General features: G+C 48.0%; 18 protein-coding genes. 11 read left to right on the plus strand and 7 right to left on the minus strand.

Going from position 1 to position 18,864, the window contains the following annotated elements:
* Window positions 1–10: 10 nt before the first annotated feature.
* From ASUC_RS08525 to ASUC_RS08555, 7 genes are all read right to left on the minus strand, one after another.
* The gene (locus tag ASUC_RS08525; RefSeq protein WP_012073375.1) at window positions 11–565 is read right to left on the minus strand and encodes an NAD(P)H-dependent oxidoreductase; all 555 of its coding nucleotides are present in this window, start codon (window positions 563–565) and stop codon (window positions 11–13) included.
* Window positions 566–761: 196 nt separating this feature from the next.
* Window positions 762–1,907: an alpha/beta hydrolase gene (locus ASUC_RS08530; RefSeq protein ID WP_245822070.1), complete on the minus strand. Its 1,146-nt coding sequence runs from the start codon at window positions 1,905–1,907 to the stop codon at window positions 762–764.
* 7 nt (window positions 1,908–1,914) lie between these two features.
* Window positions 1,915–2,346: an organic hydroperoxide resistance protein gene (locus tag ASUC_RS08535; RefSeq protein ID WP_012073377.1), complete on the minus strand. Its 432-nt coding sequence runs from the start codon at window positions 2,344–2,346 to the stop codon at window positions 1,915–1,917.
* 104 nt (window positions 2,347–2,450) lie between these two features.
* Window positions 2,451–3,119 (minus strand): nitroreductase, encoded by a 669-nt coding sequence (locus ASUC_RS08540; protein ID WP_012073378.1) that lies wholly within the window; start codon window positions 3,117–3,119, stop codon window positions 2,451–2,453.
* Window positions 3,120–3,139: 20 nt separating this feature from the next.
* The gene (locus ASUC_RS08545) at window positions 3,140–3,511 is read right to left on the minus strand and encodes an MmcQ/YjbR family DNA-binding protein (protein ID WP_012073379.1); all 372 of its coding nucleotides are present in this window, start codon (window positions 3,509–3,511) and stop codon (window positions 3,140–3,142) included.
* Between the two features lie 116 nt (window positions 3,512–3,627).
* On the minus strand, window positions 3,628–4,419 hold the full coding sequence (locus ASUC_RS08550; RefSeq protein WP_012073380.1) for an HpcH/HpaI aldolase family protein: 792 nt from the start codon (window positions 4,417–4,419) through the stop codon (window positions 3,628–3,630).
* A 34-nt stretch (window positions 4,420–4,453) separates the two neighbouring features.
* Window positions 4,454–4,906 carry a ferritin-like domain-containing protein gene (locus tag ASUC_RS08555; RefSeq protein ID WP_012073381.1) on the minus strand — a complete coding sequence of 151 codons (453 nt, stop codon included), beginning with the start codon at window positions 4,904–4,906 and terminating at the stop codon, window positions 4,454–4,456.
* A gap of 271 nt (window positions 4,907–5,177) precedes the next feature.
* On the opposite strand from ASUC_RS08555, the gene ASUC_RS08560 reads away from it, so the two are divergent.
* From ASUC_RS08560 to ASUC_RS08610, 11 genes are all read left to right on the plus strand, one after another.
* Window positions 5,178–6,320, plus strand: a complete 1,143-nt coding sequence (locus tag ASUC_RS08560) for an NADH-dependent flavin oxidoreductase (protein ID WP_172435804.1) — start codon at window positions 5,178–5,180, stop codon at window positions 6,318–6,320.
* A gap of 9 nt (window positions 6,321–6,329) precedes the next feature.
* A complete protein-coding gene (locus ASUC_RS08565) occupies window positions 6,330–7,187 on the plus strand; it encodes an alpha/beta fold hydrolase (RefSeq protein ID WP_012073383.1) in 858 nt (285 codons plus the stop codon).
* A complete protein-coding gene (locus ASUC_RS08570) occupies window positions 7,187–7,531 on the plus strand; it encodes a phenylpyruvate tautomerase MIF-related protein (RefSeq protein ID WP_012073384.1) in 345 nt (114 codons plus the stop codon). The genes ASUC_RS08565 and ASUC_RS08570 overlap by 1 nt, the downstream gene beginning before the upstream one ends.
* Before the next feature lie 9 nt (window positions 7,532–7,540).
* Window positions 7,541–8,251: a DsbA family protein gene (locus ASUC_RS08575; RefSeq protein ID WP_012073385.1), complete on the plus strand. Its 711-nt coding sequence runs from the start codon at window positions 7,541–7,543 to the stop codon at window positions 8,249–8,251.
* A 290-nt stretch (window positions 8,252–8,541) separates the two neighbouring features.
* Window positions 8,542–9,558 (plus strand): MBL fold metallo-hydrolase, encoded by a 1,017-nt coding sequence (locus ASUC_RS08580; RefSeq protein WP_012073386.1) that lies wholly within the window; start codon window positions 8,542–8,544, stop codon window positions 9,556–9,558.
* A 308-nt stretch (window positions 9,559–9,866) separates the two neighbouring features.
* Window positions 9,867–10,844: an NAD(P)H-dependent flavin oxidoreductase gene (locus ASUC_RS08585; RefSeq protein ID WP_012073387.1), complete on the plus strand. Its 978-nt coding sequence runs from the start codon at window positions 9,867–9,869 to the stop codon at window positions 10,842–10,844.
* A gap of 143 nt (window positions 10,845–10,987) precedes the next feature.
* Entirely contained in the window at window positions 10,988–11,875 is an 888-nt protein-coding gene (locus tag ASUC_RS08590; RefSeq protein ID WP_012073388.1) for a LysR family transcriptional regulator, read from the plus strand.
* 66 nt (window positions 11,876–11,941) lie between these two features.
* The gene (locus ASUC_RS08595; RefSeq protein WP_012073389.1) at window positions 11,942–12,799 is read left to right on the plus strand and encodes an AraC family transcriptional regulator; all 858 of its coding nucleotides are present in this window, start codon (window positions 11,942–11,944) and stop codon (window positions 12,797–12,799) included.
* 296 nt (window positions 12,800–13,095) lie between these two features.
* Window positions 13,096–14,310, plus strand: coding sequence for an acetate kinase (locus tag ASUC_RS08600; RefSeq protein ID WP_012073390.1), 1,215 nt, complete (start codon window positions 13,096–13,098; stop codon window positions 14,308–14,310).
* Window positions 14,311–14,368: 58 nt separating this feature from the next.
* On the plus strand, window positions 14,369–16,510 hold the full coding sequence (gene pta / locus ASUC_RS08605) for a phosphate acetyltransferase (RefSeq protein WP_012073391.1): 2,142 nt from the start codon (window positions 14,369–14,371) through the stop codon (window positions 16,508–16,510).
* Window positions 16,511–16,865: 355 nt separating this feature from the next.
* On the plus strand, window positions 16,866–18,791 hold the full coding sequence (locus tag ASUC_RS08610) for an FTR1 family iron permease (protein ID WP_012073392.1): 1,926 nt from the start codon (window positions 16,866–16,868) through the stop codon (window positions 18,789–18,791).
* Window positions 18,792–18,864: the final 73 nt, after the last annotated feature.

Below are 18,864 nucleotides of genomic sequence, written 5' to 3' on the forward strand. Positions count from 1 at the left end.
CTTTTTCACATTACAGGCTTTGAATTTGTTTGATTAAGCGGTCGGCGTGGTCGTCGGCTTTGGCTTGCACTTGGGCTAAATCGTCTTCCGAACTCACGCCCGGAATGTAGAGCATTCCGCTGCTATGTACCGGAGCCTGCCACACCAAGCCTGAAAATTTCGCCGTATCTTTTAACGGTGCCAGCAAGTCGTCAAGACGGTGGAACAGTGCGCCGTTGTAGCCCTCTTCGCCACCGCCGACAGTATATGAAAAAATCACTTTTTTGCCGTGCAGTTTGTCGCCGTCCGTGCCATAAGCGAAGCCGTAGGCGAACACGTCATCAAAATAGCGTTTGAGAATGGCGGGAATGCTGTACCAGTGCATCGGGTATTGGAAAACCACCACATCGGCCTGCACCAACGCCGCCTGTTCGGCTGCGACATCCATCGCCTGATTGCCGTAACGCCCCGCCAAATCGTGTACTTGCACGTTGCCGATCTCGCTTTCCAAGCGTTTAAGAATGCGCGCATTGGCGGTTGAATGAGATAAATCGCTATGGCCTGAAATGACTAATACGTTTTTCATTGCTGTGTCCTCTCTGTCGGATAAATAAAGTGCGGTCGATTTTTACCCGCTTCGCCCATCCCTTTGGAGTCGTCGGCGAAGCCAAGGTTCAAACGCAGGCGTTTTTGCAAATTTCCGCCGAAAAACGACCGCTTGTCGGGCTGAATGCTGTCTGAAAAGTTTCAGACGGCCTCGGCAAATATTTCATGCTGCGGGGTTACTCCGCCAGCATCCGTTGTATCGCCTGCGTGCGTGCGGCTTTGTAATCGCGGGTTTGCGGGCTTTGCGGGTTGACCGCTTCAAACGCGTGGTAAACGCCCGAAATCAACTGGAAATCCGTCGGTACGCCCGCCTGAATAAGGCGGTTGGCGTAGTCCAGATTTTCATTGACGAACAAATCCAGGCTGCCGGCCATCATATAGGTGCGGGGCAGGCCGGACAGGTTCTGGGCGGTGGCGGCGGAGTAATAAGGCATTTGGTCTGCGGCGATGGTCTGCCCGCCTTTGAGCGTCTCCCAGCCGATGCGGTTCATCTGCGCCGTCCAGACGAATTCGCCGGCGTAGCGGCTGTCATACGGCGATTGCGCCGTGCCGGTGCGGTAATCCAGCATCGGGTAAATCAGCACCTGCCCTTTGGGTTTGAACTCACCCTTATCCCGCACTTTTAGGGCAAGGCGCGCCGCCAGACCGCCGCCCGCGCTTTCGCCCATCAGAATAAATTTTTCTTTATCGATTTTAAATTGATCGGCGTGATTCAGCATATAGGCCAGCCCGTGGTAGGCATCGTCGATGTCTGCCGGAAACGGGGCTTCGGGAGCCAAACGGTATTCCACGCTCACCACCGCCACTTGGTTGAGCCGCGCCAGCTCCGCCAGCGATTCGTTGTTTTGGCGGGCGTTGCCGATTAAATAGCCGTCGCCGTGTATAAAGTAGACCACCGGCCATTGTTGTTTGTTACCGCCCTCGGGATAATAAACGTACAAATCCACCGCAGGCTGGCTGCCCCGCTTCGGTGCGGTCAATTTGGCGTTCGGCTGCACCGGAGAAGCCTCTGCCGCTTCTAAAAACAGCCGGTTAACCGCAGCCAGCCCTTTTTTGTCCTGCAATTGGGCGGCATCGATTTTGAGAGCGGAAAGCAGCGCGGGATCTTTGTATTCGGGGGCGAGCAAGTGCGAAGATGTGCCGCTCGGCTGGGCTGCGGCGGTAAGAGCCGCGCTCAGTGCCATTCCCAAAAGAAGCGATTTGAATTTCATCTTATATTCTCCGTGTGAAATTTTAAAAGTACCGTCAAATTTTGCAGATTTTCGCTGAAAAACGACCGCTTGTTGACAAAATGCCGTCTGAAAGGCACTTTCAGACGGCATCAGTCAATTACAAATCAATGGTTTGAATCACATTCACGTGTAAACGTACGTCCACATTGCCGCGGGTAGCGTTGGAATACGGGCAGGTTTCGTGTGCTTTTTCGATTAAGGTTTTCGCTTCTTCTGCACTAATGCCTTCCACCGTGATGGTGATGTCAATTTCAAAGCTGAATGCACCGCCCGGTTTTTGACCGATGCCCACGCCGACGGTTGTTGAATGTTTGGTCGGTTTGATGCCTAATGTCGGTGCAATGTGAATGATGGCATTGTCAAAGCACGCCGCATAGCCCATAGCGAAAAGTTGCTCGGGGTTGGTGCCAACTTTGCCGCTTTCGTTTTGGAAACCGACCAAATCGAAGCCGATTGAGCCGTCGTCTACTTGGGTACGGCCGTCGCGACCGCCGGTTGCTGTGGCTGAAGTATGGTAAAAGATTTTCATATTTTCGTCCTTTTGTGATTGGGTTGGAATGCAAACATCTTAGCGCAATGCCGTCTGAAAACGGTAGCCTGTTTCTCTAAGATGCTTGCCTGTTTCTCTAAATTTTATTGATGAAATACCACGGTTTCGCTTTGCGGGGCGCGCGGCTGAACGTAGTTGTTGGCCGTCGAATCGGGTTTGGGTCTGCCGAACGACATGCCCAACACCAATTTGTAATTATCGGGCACGTTTAATTCTTGGCGAACCGTATCGGGGCTGTAAGTCAAAGCGATTTGCGGCACGCTGCCGAAGCCGTGGGCGGTCAGCGACAGCATAAAGTTTTGCGCCAGCATACCGACATCTAATGCGGTGAACACGTTATCGGTAATATCGGGCATAAAGAAAAAGGCGGCGTGCGGCGCACCGTAAAAACGGGCGTTTTCTTCGGCAAAACTTTTACGCCCCGCTTTATCTTCACGCAAAATGCCGAATGCGTCATACAGGCGTTTGTAAGAATCGCGCATACGCTCTTCATACACCCCGCTGAAGGCTTGCTGATCAAAGACAAAATCGGGGGCAAGATTGCCACTGCGGAAACCTTCTACCAGCTTGTCCGACAAGCGTTTTAACGCCGCACCTGAAACGATGTGAACCACCCAAGGCTGGGCATTTACGGCCGAAGGCGCACGCAGCGCATCTTTTAAAACCGCATCCATTTCTTCTTTGGTCAGCGGCTCCGGCAGGTATTCGCGAATAGATTTGCGTGTTTGCGTTGCGGTTGAAAAATCCAGCATTTTACTATCCTCCTAAAAGATTATTTCTTGGTTAAGTCATAGCTCCAATCAAGCAGTTTTTTCATTTCATCAAAATCAAAACCGCGATCAAGCACAATCGTCAGCCAATGCTTTTTGTTCATATGGTAAGCAGGCAAAACATTTTCATCTTGCTGCAAAATGCTGACCATCTCGGGCGCGCATTTGAGCGTAACGACATCGGATGCCCCCTCGCCCGCCAACCCTAAACTGCTGTTCGGCACGGTCATCAGCAAGGCAAACCACTTTCGTTTTGCATTTTGGTGGCGCAATACCGCAATCGCATAAGACGGGTATTTATCCGCAAAAAGAAATTCGGGTTCTACGCCGTATTGGGTTTCGGCATAATGAAAAACAGCTTGCCGTTGGCTCATAGCAAACTCCTTGGATGTATCGTGACGGACAAATGCCGTCTGAAAGCCTCTAAAATGCTTGCCTTTTTCTACAAATTTATTTATCGCAGGGACAGGGATAAACCCTCTCCCTACGGTTATTTTTTCAAATTCCGGCACGCTTCCAGCATACTGTCTGCGGCGTGGGCAAGGAGAACAGTATCCGCGCCCACCACTACGAAGCTCGCGCCCCATTCGATGTAACGTTGGGCTTCTTCCGGGCTGCCTGCAATGGTGCCGACCGGTTTACCGAAACGGCGAATGTCGGTAATCAGTTTTTTGATGGTCGCCTGCATTTCTTCGCCCGAGAAGTCGCCGTGGTAGCCCATATCCACCGCCAAGTCCGCCGGGCCTAAGAAAATAGCGTCCACACCGTCGGTTTTGGTGATGGCTTCCACATTTTCCACGCCTTTTTTACTTTCAATTTGCACCGCAAGGAACAGTTCGTCTTCGGCGTGTTTGATGTATTCGGGCAATCTCGCCCAACGCCCTGCCCGCACGGCCGGCGCGCCGAAACCACGTTTGCCGCGTGGCGGGTAATACATCGATTCCGCTACATATTCCGCCTGCTCGCCCGATTCCACCATCGGCGCGATGATGGACTGAATGCCTGCGTCCAGCAGTTGTTTGATTAACGCGCGGTCGGCCTCCAACGGGCGCACCACCACGTGGCTGTCGTAAGCGGCAATGGCGCGGGCTTGGTCGATAACGGTTTCGATGGTGTTCGGCCCGTGTTCGCCGTCGATCCAAATGAAGTCATAGCACGAACCTGCCACGATTTCCGCGTTCACCGCCGAACCCGACACCAAACCGAAACCGATTTGCGTTTGGTGCCGCATCACCGCTTTTTTAAACGGATTGTGTAAGAATGATTTATCAAATACTTTCATTAATCTCGCCTTTTTCTCTTAGAGATGATGGAAATTACATCTGTTTCATTAAATAATTTTGGTAACCGATTTTTTCGATTAAACCGAGATGTTCCGCCAACCAGTTGGTGTGTTCTTGTTCGTCCACAATAAATTCTTCAAACATACGGCGGGTGATGTAGTCATCGCTGAAGGCTCGTACCGCTTCATTTAATGCCGTCATACCGGCGTAACCTTCTTTTAAATCGTATTCAAGTTGATCACGAACCTCAGTAAATACCGGGTAATCATCAATCGCCACTTCGGGGGTTACGCCTAATTCTAATAAACGTGCATTAACACGTTGCGCTTCTTGCCATTCTCCATTTGCTTCTTCCTGCATTTTGTCGGCTAATTTGTGGAAACCTTGTTGGCGGATAATTTCCGCATGAATACTATGTTGTTGTGAATTACCGAACCACGCTCTTGCGAAACTCTTTAAGATTTCAATTTGTTTATTGTTACTCATAATATTCACCTTCTATATTAATGGTTGTTTTATCTATCCCGTGTTGGGATGTATTCAGTATATTGCTTTTGACTAACAAGCGGTATATTATTTCTCCAAATTACTTGCCTATTTCTCCAAACTTTTCGCATTAGACCAAAATCTCTTTTACGCTATATTTTCCAATTTATCAAAACTCATTTAATTCTCCATTGCTTTTTCAGCAAATATAAATCCGTAAAATAGCCGCCAACCAAACCACCTATATAACCCAATATGGAGAATGAAAATGATGAATCCCAAATACGCCCCTTTGTTTACCCCTTATACGCTCAACAACGGTGTGGAGATCAAAAACCGCCTGACGGTCGCACCGCTGACCATTTACGACTCGGGCGAAGACGGCGAGATGACGGAAGCAGGCCGCCGTTTCTGGCAGAACCGTTTTGAAGGTTTCGGCTTGTACATTATGCCCTTTACCAACGTCCATCCGAGCAGTATCGGCTTTGAAAGCCCGAACGCTTTTGACGAACGCCACTTGCCGACCCTGCGTGAATATGCCGAACTCGCCCACCGACAAGGGGCGAAAGCGGTGGTACAGATTGCCCATTCAGGCAGCCGTGCCGACCACTCAATGACGCAAGGGTACGATGTCGTCGCCCCGACCGGCGATATGTACGGACGTTTTCGCACAATGACCGAACAAGAAGTATGGGAGATGGCGGACAGCTTCGCTTATGCGGCGGAATTAGTGATGAAAGCAGGCTTTGACGGCGTGGAAATCCACGGTGCGAACGGCTGGCTGATTCAGCAATTTATGTCGGCGGCGACCAATCTTCGCACCGATTATTGGGGCGGTTCGCTTGAAAAACGTATGCGTTTTCCGCTGACGATTGTGGACAAAATCGACGCAATCCGACAAAAACACAACCGCCCCGATTTCATCATCGGTTACCGTTTCTCGCCTGAAGAACCCGGCGAACACGGCATCACAATGAAAGAAACGCTGGCATTGGTAGACGCTTTGCTGGAAAAACCGCTGCAATATCTGCACATCTCGCTGTGGGATTTCTACAAAAAAGTCCGCCGCGGGGCGGATACGAACCTGACCCGCATCCAAGTGGTTCACGACCGCATCAACGGACGCTTGCCGTTTTTCGCTTCGGGCAATCTCTACACCGCGGACGATATGCTCAACGCCTACCAAACAGGCTGGGTGGAAAGTGTATCTATCGGCAAAAGCATTATGCTCAACCCGAATTTGGTGGAGCTGATCCAAACGGGACGAGAAGCGGAAATCGAAAGCACCTTCGACTGGGACAAAGCCGACTATTACCGCTACACCCCTGCAATGCTGCAAGGCACAATGACAGGCACGGACTTCTTCCCGCCGTCAAAGCAGAATGGGGTGCGGTATAGAACGAATCATTTTTAGGGAGCAAAAATGAAAAAACTCAACATCGCCAGCCAATCCGGCACAGTGCTGCACGGCGTACTGTTTTCGGCGGCAACACAGACAAAAACGGTGGTGATTGCTATCACGGGTATTCACGGAAATTTTTATTCCAACCCGTTTTACTACAACATCGGCGAGACGCTAAGCGGCGCGGGCGTGGACTTTATTTACGCCCAAACCCGCAATGCCTTCGGCAAAATGCAGCAAACCAACGCCTTGTCGGGCGAGCCTGAAACAATCGGTTCGTTCAATGAAGATTTTGCAAAAACCATTGAAGATTTAACCGCTTACATTGACTTCGCCGAATGCCGGGGCTACGAAAACATCGTGCTGGCAGGACATTCGCTCGGGGCAAACAAGGTCATCTATTATTTAAGTGAAACGCACGACCGCCGCGTTAGCAAATTCCTGCTGCTCAGCCCTGCCAATGTTACGCATTTGACTAATTTTGTGAGCGGGCAAGAACGTGCTTACATCCGTCAGCAGGTGGCAAACGGCAACGGTCAAAACATGCTGCCGTTTGAATTGTTCGGCTGGCTGCCGGCCACCGCCGACACCGCCCATCAATGGCTGTACAGCCCGTTCTTGAATAATGTTCACGTCGAAGCCGACGGCGATTTTTCGCAAATCGAGCAAATCCGCCACTCGGGAGCATTGCTTATCGGCACGCTCGACCGCTTTACCTACGGCGACCCGAGCGGTTTTCTGCGCAATATCAACGACCATTTTCCAAGTGCGGCTGAAAACGAGCTGATTTTTATCGAAAACACAGGGCATACTTACCAGCAAAAAGAGCAGGAAGTTGCCGATAAAATTCGGGATCTTGTGGAAAAATGGGGGTTCTGATGCCGTTTTTATTTTTAAAAACCAATGTGGCGATTTCTGATGAACAGGAAATTCACCTGAAAACTTCTCTCGACAAGACGATTGAGCTTGTACCAAACAAATCGGAAGCGGTGTTAATGATTGAACTGCAAGACCACGCCCGAATGTGGCTGCGTGGCGAGCAGCCGCCGATGGCACACATCAAACTCAGCCTGTTCGCCAATCCGCACCATTCGGGCTATCCCGAGCTGACGGCAGCAATGACGAACATTGTGGCGGAGATTTTAGCGATGCCGTCTGAAAATGTGTATGTACAATTTGACGACATTCAGGCGTGGGGCGTGAATGGATTTTATCTTGAATAGGGGGCGAAAATGCTCAAAATCACCACCTTTACCGATCCGATGATGGGCTTATCCTATGAAAGCGAGCCGTTTTTCCGCCAGTTGGAAACCCATTTCCCTAACCAAATTCACTTCGCTTATGTGATGGGTGGTTTGGTGCGGAACGTCGCCGACTGGCTGCTGCCCAACGAAACCCTGCCCGAATACAACGCCCGACTAGCCAAAATCTACGAAGCGGAACAGGCGATTTCGGGCTTGCCGATTTCAATGCCGAAGCTCGACCTGTTCACGCCCGAACGCCCGTCTTCCCTGCCGTTGAACTTAGCATACAAAGCCGCCCGACTGACGGACATTGGCAAAGCGGACGCATTTTTATACCGCTTGCGATACGCCACCATCGTAGAAGTCCGCTCCACCAACGATTTGACGGAAATTTTACGCGTGGCGCGAGCAGTCGGTATTGATGAAACCGCCTTTCTCCGCCATTTTCAAGACGGCTCGGCACAGGCAGCCTTAGAGCAAGATTTCGCCCTGAAAGCACAACTCGGCGTGCGTGGCTTACCCGCTTATCTGTTTGAATTTGAAGGAAAACAACGACTTATAAGCGGCGTACTGAACTTCGCCCGATTCGCCCGAATCATCGCCGAAATATCCGACGGCAAACTGCAACCGCAAGCCCCGAAATTTACACCGCAAGCAGTCGAAGATCTGCTGAAAAAACAGGGAAAATTGAATGGTTGAATGCTTGGTTTATAAGGACATCATTTGCGTAGGGTGGGCTTGCCAGCCCGCTGAAAACGACATCATATTTTAATGGCGGGCTGGCAAGCCCACCCTACGAGTTATGTTATTTGATAATTTTGCCGTCTGAAATTAATTTTTCAGACGGCATTTTTTCTTTTTATCTTTTCCAATCCGACAAAACTGATTTGCTTTTCTTTGGCTTTTTCAGAAAAAACAAATCTCTATAATGTACTCCATCGCACAGAGATGCAATACAATTATCAATTTAACTTATTGGAGATTTAACAATGAAATCAATCAAATTAACTGCATTATCGGCAATTTTAGCTGCAACTTTATCCACTTCAGCATTAGCTCACGGAGACCATAAAGCGGCTTACACGCCGAAAGAAAACATCGTTGCACTGAAATTGGAGCAAGTTCCGGGCTACTACCGCATTATGGTGGGCGATTATGAAGTAACCGCACTTTATGACGGCTATTTATCCATCGGTACGCCTGCCTATCAGGAGTTCACAAAATTAACCAAAGCACAGCTTGATGAACTGATTTCTAACCAGTTCCGCCCGATTGTGAAAGAAGATGGCGGCGTGAATACCGCTGTGACAGGTTATTTGGTAAACACTGGCAAAAACTTGATTTTGCTTGATGCAGGCTCGGGGGACGTGTTTGACAACCGTGTCGGCAAATTGGCGGCGAGTATGAAAGCGGCTGGTTACGACCCGAAAGATGTGGATACCATTATCCCAACTCACTTGCACTTTGACCATTTCAGCGGCGTAACCCGCAACGGCAAAATGGCGTTTCCAAATGCGACTATTTATATCGCCAACGAAGAAAAAGCGTTTTGGTTTGACACCGCAATCAAAGATATGCCTGAACACGTGCAAAAATATGCACAATGGACACGTGATGCCGTTGCACCTTATGCAGCGGCAAACCAAGTGAAATACTACAATTTAGGCGATGAAGTGATCCCAAGCGTGAAATCCGTACCAACTCAAGGACACACACCAGGACACGGCGGATTTGAAGTATCATCACAGGGCGAAACCCTTTTTGTATGGGGCGATTTATTGCACAACCACGCCTTGCAGTTGCCAGAGCCTGAAGTAGCGGCAGAGTTTGACGTGGATTCAAAAGGCGCGAGAAACAGCCGTGTGGCAAAATTACCTGAAATTGCCGAACGCAAATTATTGGTGGCCGGTGCACACTTGCCATTCCCAGGCTTCGGACACATCGTCAAAGCTGGCAAAGGTTTCTCTTGGATCCCGGTGGAATATACACCAATCGAGAAAAAATAAACTGATTTTCATAATGCTCACTTGTGAGTAACTTTCCAAGCGGTCATTTTTTGCAAAAATTTTGCAGAATTTGACCGCTTTTTTGTTCTCTTATAGTGAATGAAAATAAAAATGAGACAAAGCGACGAGCCGAAGATAGAAGACAGTACAAGTAGTACAGCAAGGCGGGGCAACGCTGTACCATTGCAATTTTAATTCACTATATATTTTCCAAATCAGCAAAACTGTTTTATTTTTCTTTATCTTTATCCGCAACAACAAACCGCTAAAATAGCCGCAAATTAACCCGTTATTGAAGGAATTGAAAAATGAAAAACCGTATTTGTGAAATTTTAGGAATTGAAAAACCTGTGATTCAAGGGCCGATGTCTTGGCTGACAGACGCGCGTTTGGTGGCGGCGGTCAGCAATGCGGGCGGTTTGGGAGTATTGGGACCGAATGCAGGTTTGCACCATGCGGAAAGCACGCCTGAAGGAGCGGCGGAAAAATTACGTGAAGAAATCCGCAAAACCAAAGCCTTGACCGATAAGCCGTTCGGCGTGAACGTGATTATCGATGGGGCGATGAGCGTCTGGACACCGCCGCAAGTGGAAGTCATCAAGCAAGAAAAAGTTGCCGTGGTGGTGTACACCGGCTATGGCGAAGGCGGTATTATCCCCGAGCTGTTTGCCGATTTAAAAGCCGCTGGCGTGAAAATCGTCTATCGTGACATCAACCCAACCCCTGAAAACACTCGCCGGGCGGAAGCCGCAGGGGCGGACGTGATTGTCGCCACAGGTTTTGATGAAGGTGGCACGTTGCCTGCAACCGTGATGGGGACGTTTTCCATCGTGCCATTGATTGCCGATGCGGCTCAAAACGTACCTGTGATGGCAGCCGGCGGCATAGCCGACCACCGCACCGCAAAAGCAGCGTTCGCTTTGGGTGCTGAAGGCGTGTTTGTCGGCTCGGCATTTTTAACCACGCTGGAAAGCCGTATGCACGAAGCCGCCAAAGCGAAAGTGGTCGCCGCCACGGGGCAGGATTTACTGCTGTTCCGTACTGTGCCGGACTACTACCGCTCGCTCTCCACACCACTAGCCGACAAGCTCGCCGCGATGGATAAAGCAGGGGCAGGCAAGGAAGAAATCAACGCCTTAATGGGTGGCTTGCGTGGAATGAAATTCGGTATGCTGGACGGCAATTTTGACGAAGGTTACATCTCGGTCGGCAATGGCATCGGCAGTATTCACGCTGTGAAATCCGTGGCAGATGTGGTGGAAGAATTGACGGGTTGGATTGAGTAATACGTAGAGCCTTATTGGTGGCAGATGCATGGTCTAATTAGCTAAATGCCGTCTGAAAACTCAACTTTCAGACGGCATTTTCTTTGTATTTTCAATAACAAGCGGTAAAATTCTTGCTGAATTTTGCAAAAGAGAACAAGAAAATGGACAGAATCCAAACCCTGCAAGTGTTTGCCCATGTGGTTGAAAGCGGCAGTTTTTCTAAAGCGGCGGATCAGCTGAATCTGCACGTTTCGGCGGTTTCCAAAGCGGTGAAATATTTGGAAAATCAGCTTGGTTCAAGACTGCTCAACCGCACCACTCGCAGCTTGAAACTGACTGCCGAAGGCGAAGCCTTTTATGAAAAAGCCCAATTTTTATTGGCGGAATTGGAAGAGACTTTTCAGGATTTATCGGGCGTAAGCCAGCAGGCGAAGGGCAAGTTACGCATTGAAATGCCGACCGCCATCGCTCCCTTTATGTTCGCCAAATTGCCTGAATTTCAACGCCAATATCCCGAAATCCAACTGGTTCTAACCGCCAATGACGGCGTGAGCAACCTGATTGATGACGGTTTGGACTGCACGCTCCGTTTGGGCGAATTGGCGGACGCAAGCTATATCGCACGCCGTTTGACGGACGTGGCAATGCAAACCTGTGCCGCCCCGAGTTATGTCGCTGCACACGGCACGCCCGAAACCTTGGCGGACTTAGAGAGCCACCACATCGTACATTATGTTTCAGGCTCGCAACGCAAAGTGCTGCCGTGGCAATTTCGCAAAAAATCGGGCGAAACCGACCGCTTCAAAGCCGCCCACGCCACGCAGGTAAACGACTCCAACGCTTTGCTGTTCGCCGCACTTGCGGGGCTGGGCATCGTGCAAATGCCCGAACTGATGCTCCGCCCCTATCTTGCCAACGGCGAACTGGTGCCGGTTCTGACCGCACTTCAGTCCCCAACCCGACCGCTGTGGCTTATCTATCCGCAACGCCAGTTTATCCCGAAACGACTGGCGGTGTTTATTGAGTGGGTCGGGACGGTGTTTCAATAGAGATTGATTTTGACCGGCAAGCGGTATATTATCCCTCCAAATACTTGCCTATTTATCCAAATTATTATGTTTAACGCACAAAATTTTGAACGCTTATTACAGGTTATCCCCCACAACCAAACCTTTCACTCCCCGGTTAAAGGATTGGTTATCTCCCATTCCGACCACCCGTTTTCTTACGATGGCGTAATTCAAAAACCGAGCATTTGCATTGTGATTCGCGGCGAACGTGAAATTCAGCTGGGGGAGCAATGTTATTTGTTTGACAACCGACACTTTATGTTCTGCCCCGTAAATGTACCGATGTGCGGTAAAATCCGCAAAGCAACCCCAGAAAATCCGTCAGTGATTATATCAATGAAAATCGATTTGCAGGCGGTGAATAAAATTCTGTTGGAACAGACCGCACTTTTTGCCAATTCCCCTGAAAATTCGACCGGTTTTGCTCAATGGCATTTAGATGAAGAACTGGAAAACGCCTTCGAACGCCTGCTACTTTTGCACGAAAACCCAAATGACATTACCTTTCTTGCACCTTTAATTCAGCAGGAAATCTACTACCGACTGCTCACCGGCGAACAAAGCGGCAAGCTCAAACAAATGGTCAGTTTTGGTTCCAACACTCAAAAAATCGCCAAAGCCACCGAATACCTGCAAGCCCATTACACTGAAAATGTCACGGTGGACAGCTTGGCGGAACTGTGCGGCATGTCGCTTTCCGGCTTTCACAGCCACTTCAAAAAATACACCACGCTCTCGCCGCTGCAATACCAGAAATCCTTGCGCCTGATGGAAGCCAAACGCCTGATTGCGGAAGAAAACCTGCCCGTTTCCACCGCCGCCTACCAAGTCGGCTACGAAAGCCCCAGCCAGTTCAGCCGCGAATTTAAACGATATTTCGGAACGACACCAAGTGAGAAGTAAATGAAGTAAATAAAGCAATACCGATTAAAAGAAGCTATTTCAGACAATGCTGAAACGGCTATCAGAAAAAACAGAGAAAAATCTGACCGCACTTTTGTGCAGGCTCACAACCTATGGGATTCGTCATTATAAAAATTATTGAAATCTTCAACTTTTTTGATAAAGATCGTGTTTTTTCTTTGCGTAACAATTTATTTTAGTGCGCGAAACGTGTATTCTATAAAAATCATGACTTTTAGTCGTTCGCTGGTTATTTAGTGAACTATTCCACTCAAACCCACAAGATAGGTTAATTTATGTCCAAATTAGTTTTAATTCTTAACTGCGGTAGCTCATCTTTAAAATTTGCTATCTTAGATCCCGTATCTGGTGAAGAAAAATTATCAGGTTTAGCCGAAGCTTTCTATCTTCCGGAAGCGCGTATCAAATGGAAATTGCACGGTGAAAAAGGCAATGCGGATTTAGGTGCCGGAGCTGCTCACAGTGAAGCGTTAAACTTTATTGTTAAAAATATTTTCCCTTTAGACCCTTCTTTGCAGGAAAGTATCGTAGCAATCGGTCACCGTATCGTTCACGGCGGTGAGAAATTTACCTCTTCCGTTATCGTCACCGACGAAGTAGTTAAAGGTATCGAAGACGCTATTCAATTCGCACCGTTGCACAACCCTGCCCACTTAATCGGTATAAAAGAAGCGTTCAAAATCTTCCCGCATCTGAAAGATAAAAACGTAGTCGTTTTCGACACCGCATTCCATCAAACCATGCCTGAAGAAGCATTCTTATACGCTCTTCCTTATTCTTTATATAAAGAACACGGTATTCGTCGTTACGGCGCACACGGTACCAGCCACTATTTTATCAGCCGTGAAGCGGCAAAACGTTTAGGTGTCGCGGAAGATAAAATTAACGTGATTACCTGCCACTTAGGTAACGGCGGTTCCGTTTCCGCAATCCGCCACGGTGAATGTATCGATACCTCAATGGGCTTAACTCCGTTAGAAGGTATCGTAATGGGTACCCGTTGCGGCGACATCGATCCGGCGATCATGTTCTATATGCATGATACTTTGGGCATGTCCGTAGAAGAAATCAACACGACCTTAACCAAAAAATCCGGTATCTTAGGTTTAACGGAAGTGACCAGTGACTGTCGCTTTGCGGAAGACAACTATGAAAGTGATGACGAATCGTTACGTGTACCGGCTCGTCGCGCAATGGACGTTTACTGCTACCGTTTAGCGAAATACATCGGTTCTTATATGGCGGTTATCGGTGAGCGTTTAGACGCCATCGTGTTTACCGGCGGTATCGGTGAAAACTCCGCTCACGTACGTGAAATCACGTTGAATCACTTAAAACTGTTCGGTTATCAATTAGATCGCGACAAAAATCTGGCGGCCCGTTTCGGTAACGAAGGCGTTATCACGGCGGATAACACGCCAATCGCAATGGTAATCCCGACAAATGAAGAATTGGTTATCGCACAGGATACCGCCCGTCTTTGTTTCTAATGTGTAAATAATGAACTGCCGACTTGTTCGGCAGTTTCACTTTTATTAAGGAAATCTCATGTCTCGTACATTTATTCTTATCCCTATCAGCGGCGGCGTTGGTTTAACCAGCGTCAGTCTCGGTTTAATCCGTTCCCTCGAACAAAAAGGCGCCAAAATCGGCTTTATGAAACCGATCTCCCAACCAAGCACCGGCGAAGACAAAATCGATCGTACCACTTCAATCGTTCGCACCAGTACGCAGCTTGAAACAGCCGAACCGGTAATGTTGAGCGTGGCGGAGAATCTGATCGGTCAAAACCAAACCGATGTCCTGTTGGAAACCATCGTTGCGGCACATCAGGAATTAAGCAAAAATAACGAAATCGTTATTGTCGAAGGTTTAATCCCTAACCGCAAGCACAGTTATGCCAATAGCATTAACTACGAAATCGCTCAGGCACTTGATGCAGAAATTATTTTAGTGGCGGCGCCAAGTACGGAAACGCCGGCGCAACTCAAAGAACGCGTAGAAGCTTCCGCTTCGTTGTTCGGCGGCAAAAACAACCCGAATCTGTTAGGCGTCGTAATCAATAAATTCAATGCACCGGTTGACGAATCCGGTCGTACCCGTCCTGATTTAACCGAAATTTTCGATTCATTCCAACACAGCCATAATAATTCGGCGGAAGTGTTCAAACTGTTCGAACAAAGCCCGATTAAGGTTTTGGCATGTATCCCATGGTCTGCCGATTTAGTGGCGACCCGCGTAATCGATTTAGTCAAACACTTAGGTGCGGCGATCATTAACGAAGGTGAAATGAAAACCCGCCGTATCCGCGGTATTACATTCTGTGCCCGTTCGTTACATCACATGGTGGAACATTTCCATGCAGGCGATTTGTTAGTGACTTCCGCCGACCGTGCGGACGTTTTGGCCGCCGCAGCATTAGCCGTGACTAACGGCATTGAATTAGGCGGTATCTTACTAACCGGCGGTTATAAAATCGATAACGAGATCAATAAACTATGCCAACGCGCCTTTGAAACTACCGGCTTACCTATCTTCCGCATCGAAGGTAACACCTGGCAAACCGCATTAAGTTTACAAAGCTTCAACCTTGAAGTACCGGTCGACGATAAAATCCGTATTGAAAACATTAAAGAATATACCAGCCGTCAATTCGACGCGGAATTTATTCATCAAATTGCCGGCACATCAGCCCGCGTACGCCGTTTATCACCGCCGGCTTTCCGCTATCAATTAACCGAATTGGCCCGTGCTGCGAAAAAACGTATTGTTTTACCTGAAGGCGACGAACCGCGTACCGTTAAAGCGGCGGCGCTGTGTGCAGAACGCGGCATTGCCGATTGCGTATTGCTAGCCAATCCTGAAGATGTAAAACGCGTAGCTTCAGCCCAAGGGGTCAGCTTAGATAAAGGTATTACTGTTATCGATCCTGCCACTGTACGCGAAAACTATGTGGCGCGTTTGGTCGAATTACGTAAAGCGAAAGGTATGACCGAAGAAGCGGCACGCGAACAATTGGAAGACAACGTGGTGTTAGGCACCATGATGTTGGAAGCCAACGAAGTGGACGGTTTGGTTTCAGGTGCGGTACACACGACGGCAAACACCATTCGTCCGCCGATGCAAATCATCAAAACCGCACCGGGCAGCTCGATCGTTTCCTCAATCTTCTTCATGTTGTTGCCGGATCAAGTATTGGTGTACGGCGACTGTGCGGTAAATCCGGATCCGACAGCGGAACAATTGGCGGAAATCGCCATTCAATCCGCCGATTCCGCCAAAGCCTTCGGTATTGATCCGAAAGTAGCGATGATTTCCTACTCAACCGGTACTTCCGGTGCCGGTGCGGACGTTGAAAAAGTGAAAGAAGCAACCCGTATCGCGCAGGAAAAACGTCCTGACCTACTGATTGACGGTCCGTTACAATACGACGCGGCAGTTATGGCGGACGTGGCGAAATCCAAAGCGCCTAATTCGCCGGTTGCAGGTAAAGCCACCGTATTCGTCTTCCCGGATTTGAATACCGGCAACACCACTTATAAGGCGGTACAACGTTCTGCGGATTTAGTGTCTATCGGCCCAATGCTGCAAGGTATGCGTAAACCGGTAAATGACTTGTCCCGCGGCGCATTAGTGGACGATATCGTTTATACCATTGCGTTAACCGCTATTCAGGCTACGCAAGCTTAACAAAAACTTTTCAAAACCCGACCGCACTTTTGAAGTGCGGTTATTTTTTGCTGCTTTTTCGCTGATCTAACGGCGAAAAAAAAGAGCCTTGGATCAAGGCTCTACTCGGAAAGCAAATAATAAGATGACTATTTAATTTTTATAGTTCTGTTTTTTTATGCGACATGAGAATACGGATTTTATCTCTTATATGCAAATCCCAATTTTCAATTTTGTGATGTACCGCACATAAATTTATCATTCATTCAAGAAAAGTTTGAGCTACATCATATTTTTCAAAATTTCTGCTTGAAATATGAAGATCAAAATTTCATAATCCACATCTAATTGATAATCAATTTTATTTACAACTATCATGCGTTATCTTCAATTTATTTTCATTTTATTCTGTTCGCTTTTCTCTCATCCGCTTTTGGCGGCAGATTACCAGGCTTTGGCGGATGACATCAAAGCACGTTTGGATAAAACGGCGCAGCTTTATCAACAACATCAAACGGCTGAAGCCAAAACCGAAGTACAATCCGCCTATTTTGAAGTATTTGAAAACTTAGAAGGGCCGATCCGCATTAATTTCTCCGCGCAAAAAAGCTACCAGATGGAAGCCGCTTTCGGCGAAATTCGTAAAATGATCACCGAAAACAAACCGCAGGCTGAAATTCAAGCCCGTATCGACTGGTTAAAAAGCGAATTGGATGCCGTTTTGCCTTCGTTGGCGGAGGGGCATCAGTTAAATGCCGAAGGACAACACGCTGCCTACGACAATCAGGATATCCTGCCTTACTGGCAACAAAGCTTCAGAATTATCGACGATTTGCTGGCTCAAGCCATTGAAGCCTATCAGGAAAATAAATTTGCCGACGCCAAAAAATTTATGCAGCAGGCTCAATACGACGGTTTCAAAAACTCTGAAATGGAAATGTCTATCCGCCATAATCGCGGCGCAAGTATTTCCGCTAACATCAACCAACAATTTTACGATTTAATCCGTCTTACCGAACAGCCTGATCAAATCAACGCTTTAGGTTATCAAAGTACACAATTACTGCAAACGATTGAAGAACAACTGCCTGATTTACCGGCTACCCGCGACAGCCAAATACAACAAGCCGAACAACGTACGGTAGAAGATCAGCAAGATTCTCAGGATTGGTCAAAAGTGACCGCTGAAATTAATAATCGCATCCAGCAGGCAATTCAAACTTACCGGGACGGCGAGTCTAAAAAAGCCATCCTCTCCGTACAGGACACCTATTTTGATGTGTTTGAAGCCACAGGAATGGAAAACAAAATAGGTTCCCGCGACAGTAACTTTAAAACCCGGTTGGAAGCCTATTTCACCCGCATGGTCAGTTTAATGAAAGCAAACGAACCGGTGAAAAAATTGCAGACGCAAGCCGACAGTCTAAGTCAGGACCTGGCCCAAGCCGTCACTACATTACAGGGTGAAAATCAAAGTGACTGGGCAATGTTCCTGTACAGTTTGCTGATTATCACCCGTGAAGGCTTGGAAGCCTTATTGATTGTAGCGGCTATCGTTGCTTACTTGGTAAAAAACAAACACGAAGACAAACTACCGACTATCCGCAATTCCGTTTATGTTGCACTGGCGGCAAGCGTGGTGACAGCTTATTTATTCCAAATGATCTTTGAAAATTCCGGACAAAACCGGGAATTACTCGAAGGTTTCACCATGATTATCGCCGTATTTATGCTGTTTAGTATGAGTTACTGGCTGCTTTCCAAAGTAGAAGCGCAAAACTGGAAACGGTATTTGGAAGGCAAACTCAGTACCGCATTAACCACCGGCTCGCTCATCGGATTGTGGCTGACCAGCTTCTTGGCGGTATACCGCGAAGGCGCCGAAACCGTGCTGTTCTATTACGCTTTAGCCGGTGATGCGCAAAGTGCGGTCAGTTATTTCTATCTTTTTGCCGGTTTTGCCGTCGGCGTAGTCATCCTCGCTATCTGCTACTTCATTATGCGCTACAGTGTGGTGAAATTGCCGCTAAAACCGTTCTTTATGTTCACCGGCGGATTTATGTACCTGATGGCATTCGTATTTGCCGGTAAGAGCGTACTCGAATTAATCGAAGGAAAACTGTTCGAACCGACTTTAGTAAACCATGTGCCGGAAATCGGTTGGTTAGGTATTTATCCTTATGTGGAAACTTTAATTCCGCAGGGCTTATTGATTCTAGCCGCTGTTTTCGCCCTATTTTATATGAAAATACAGGCACGCAAAGACATTGAAAATAAAGACATTGAAAATGAAGTGCAATAATGAAAAAACGACCGCACTTTTAAAGCCGATCGGTTTATTCATTACTTCAAGCAAAATTTTAACCGTCGCTTTG

This window comes from Actinobacillus succinogenes 130Z (assembly GCF_000017245.1).
GTDB lineage: Bacteria > Pseudomonadota > Gammaproteobacteria > Enterobacterales > Pasteurellaceae > Exercitatus > Exercitatus succinogenes.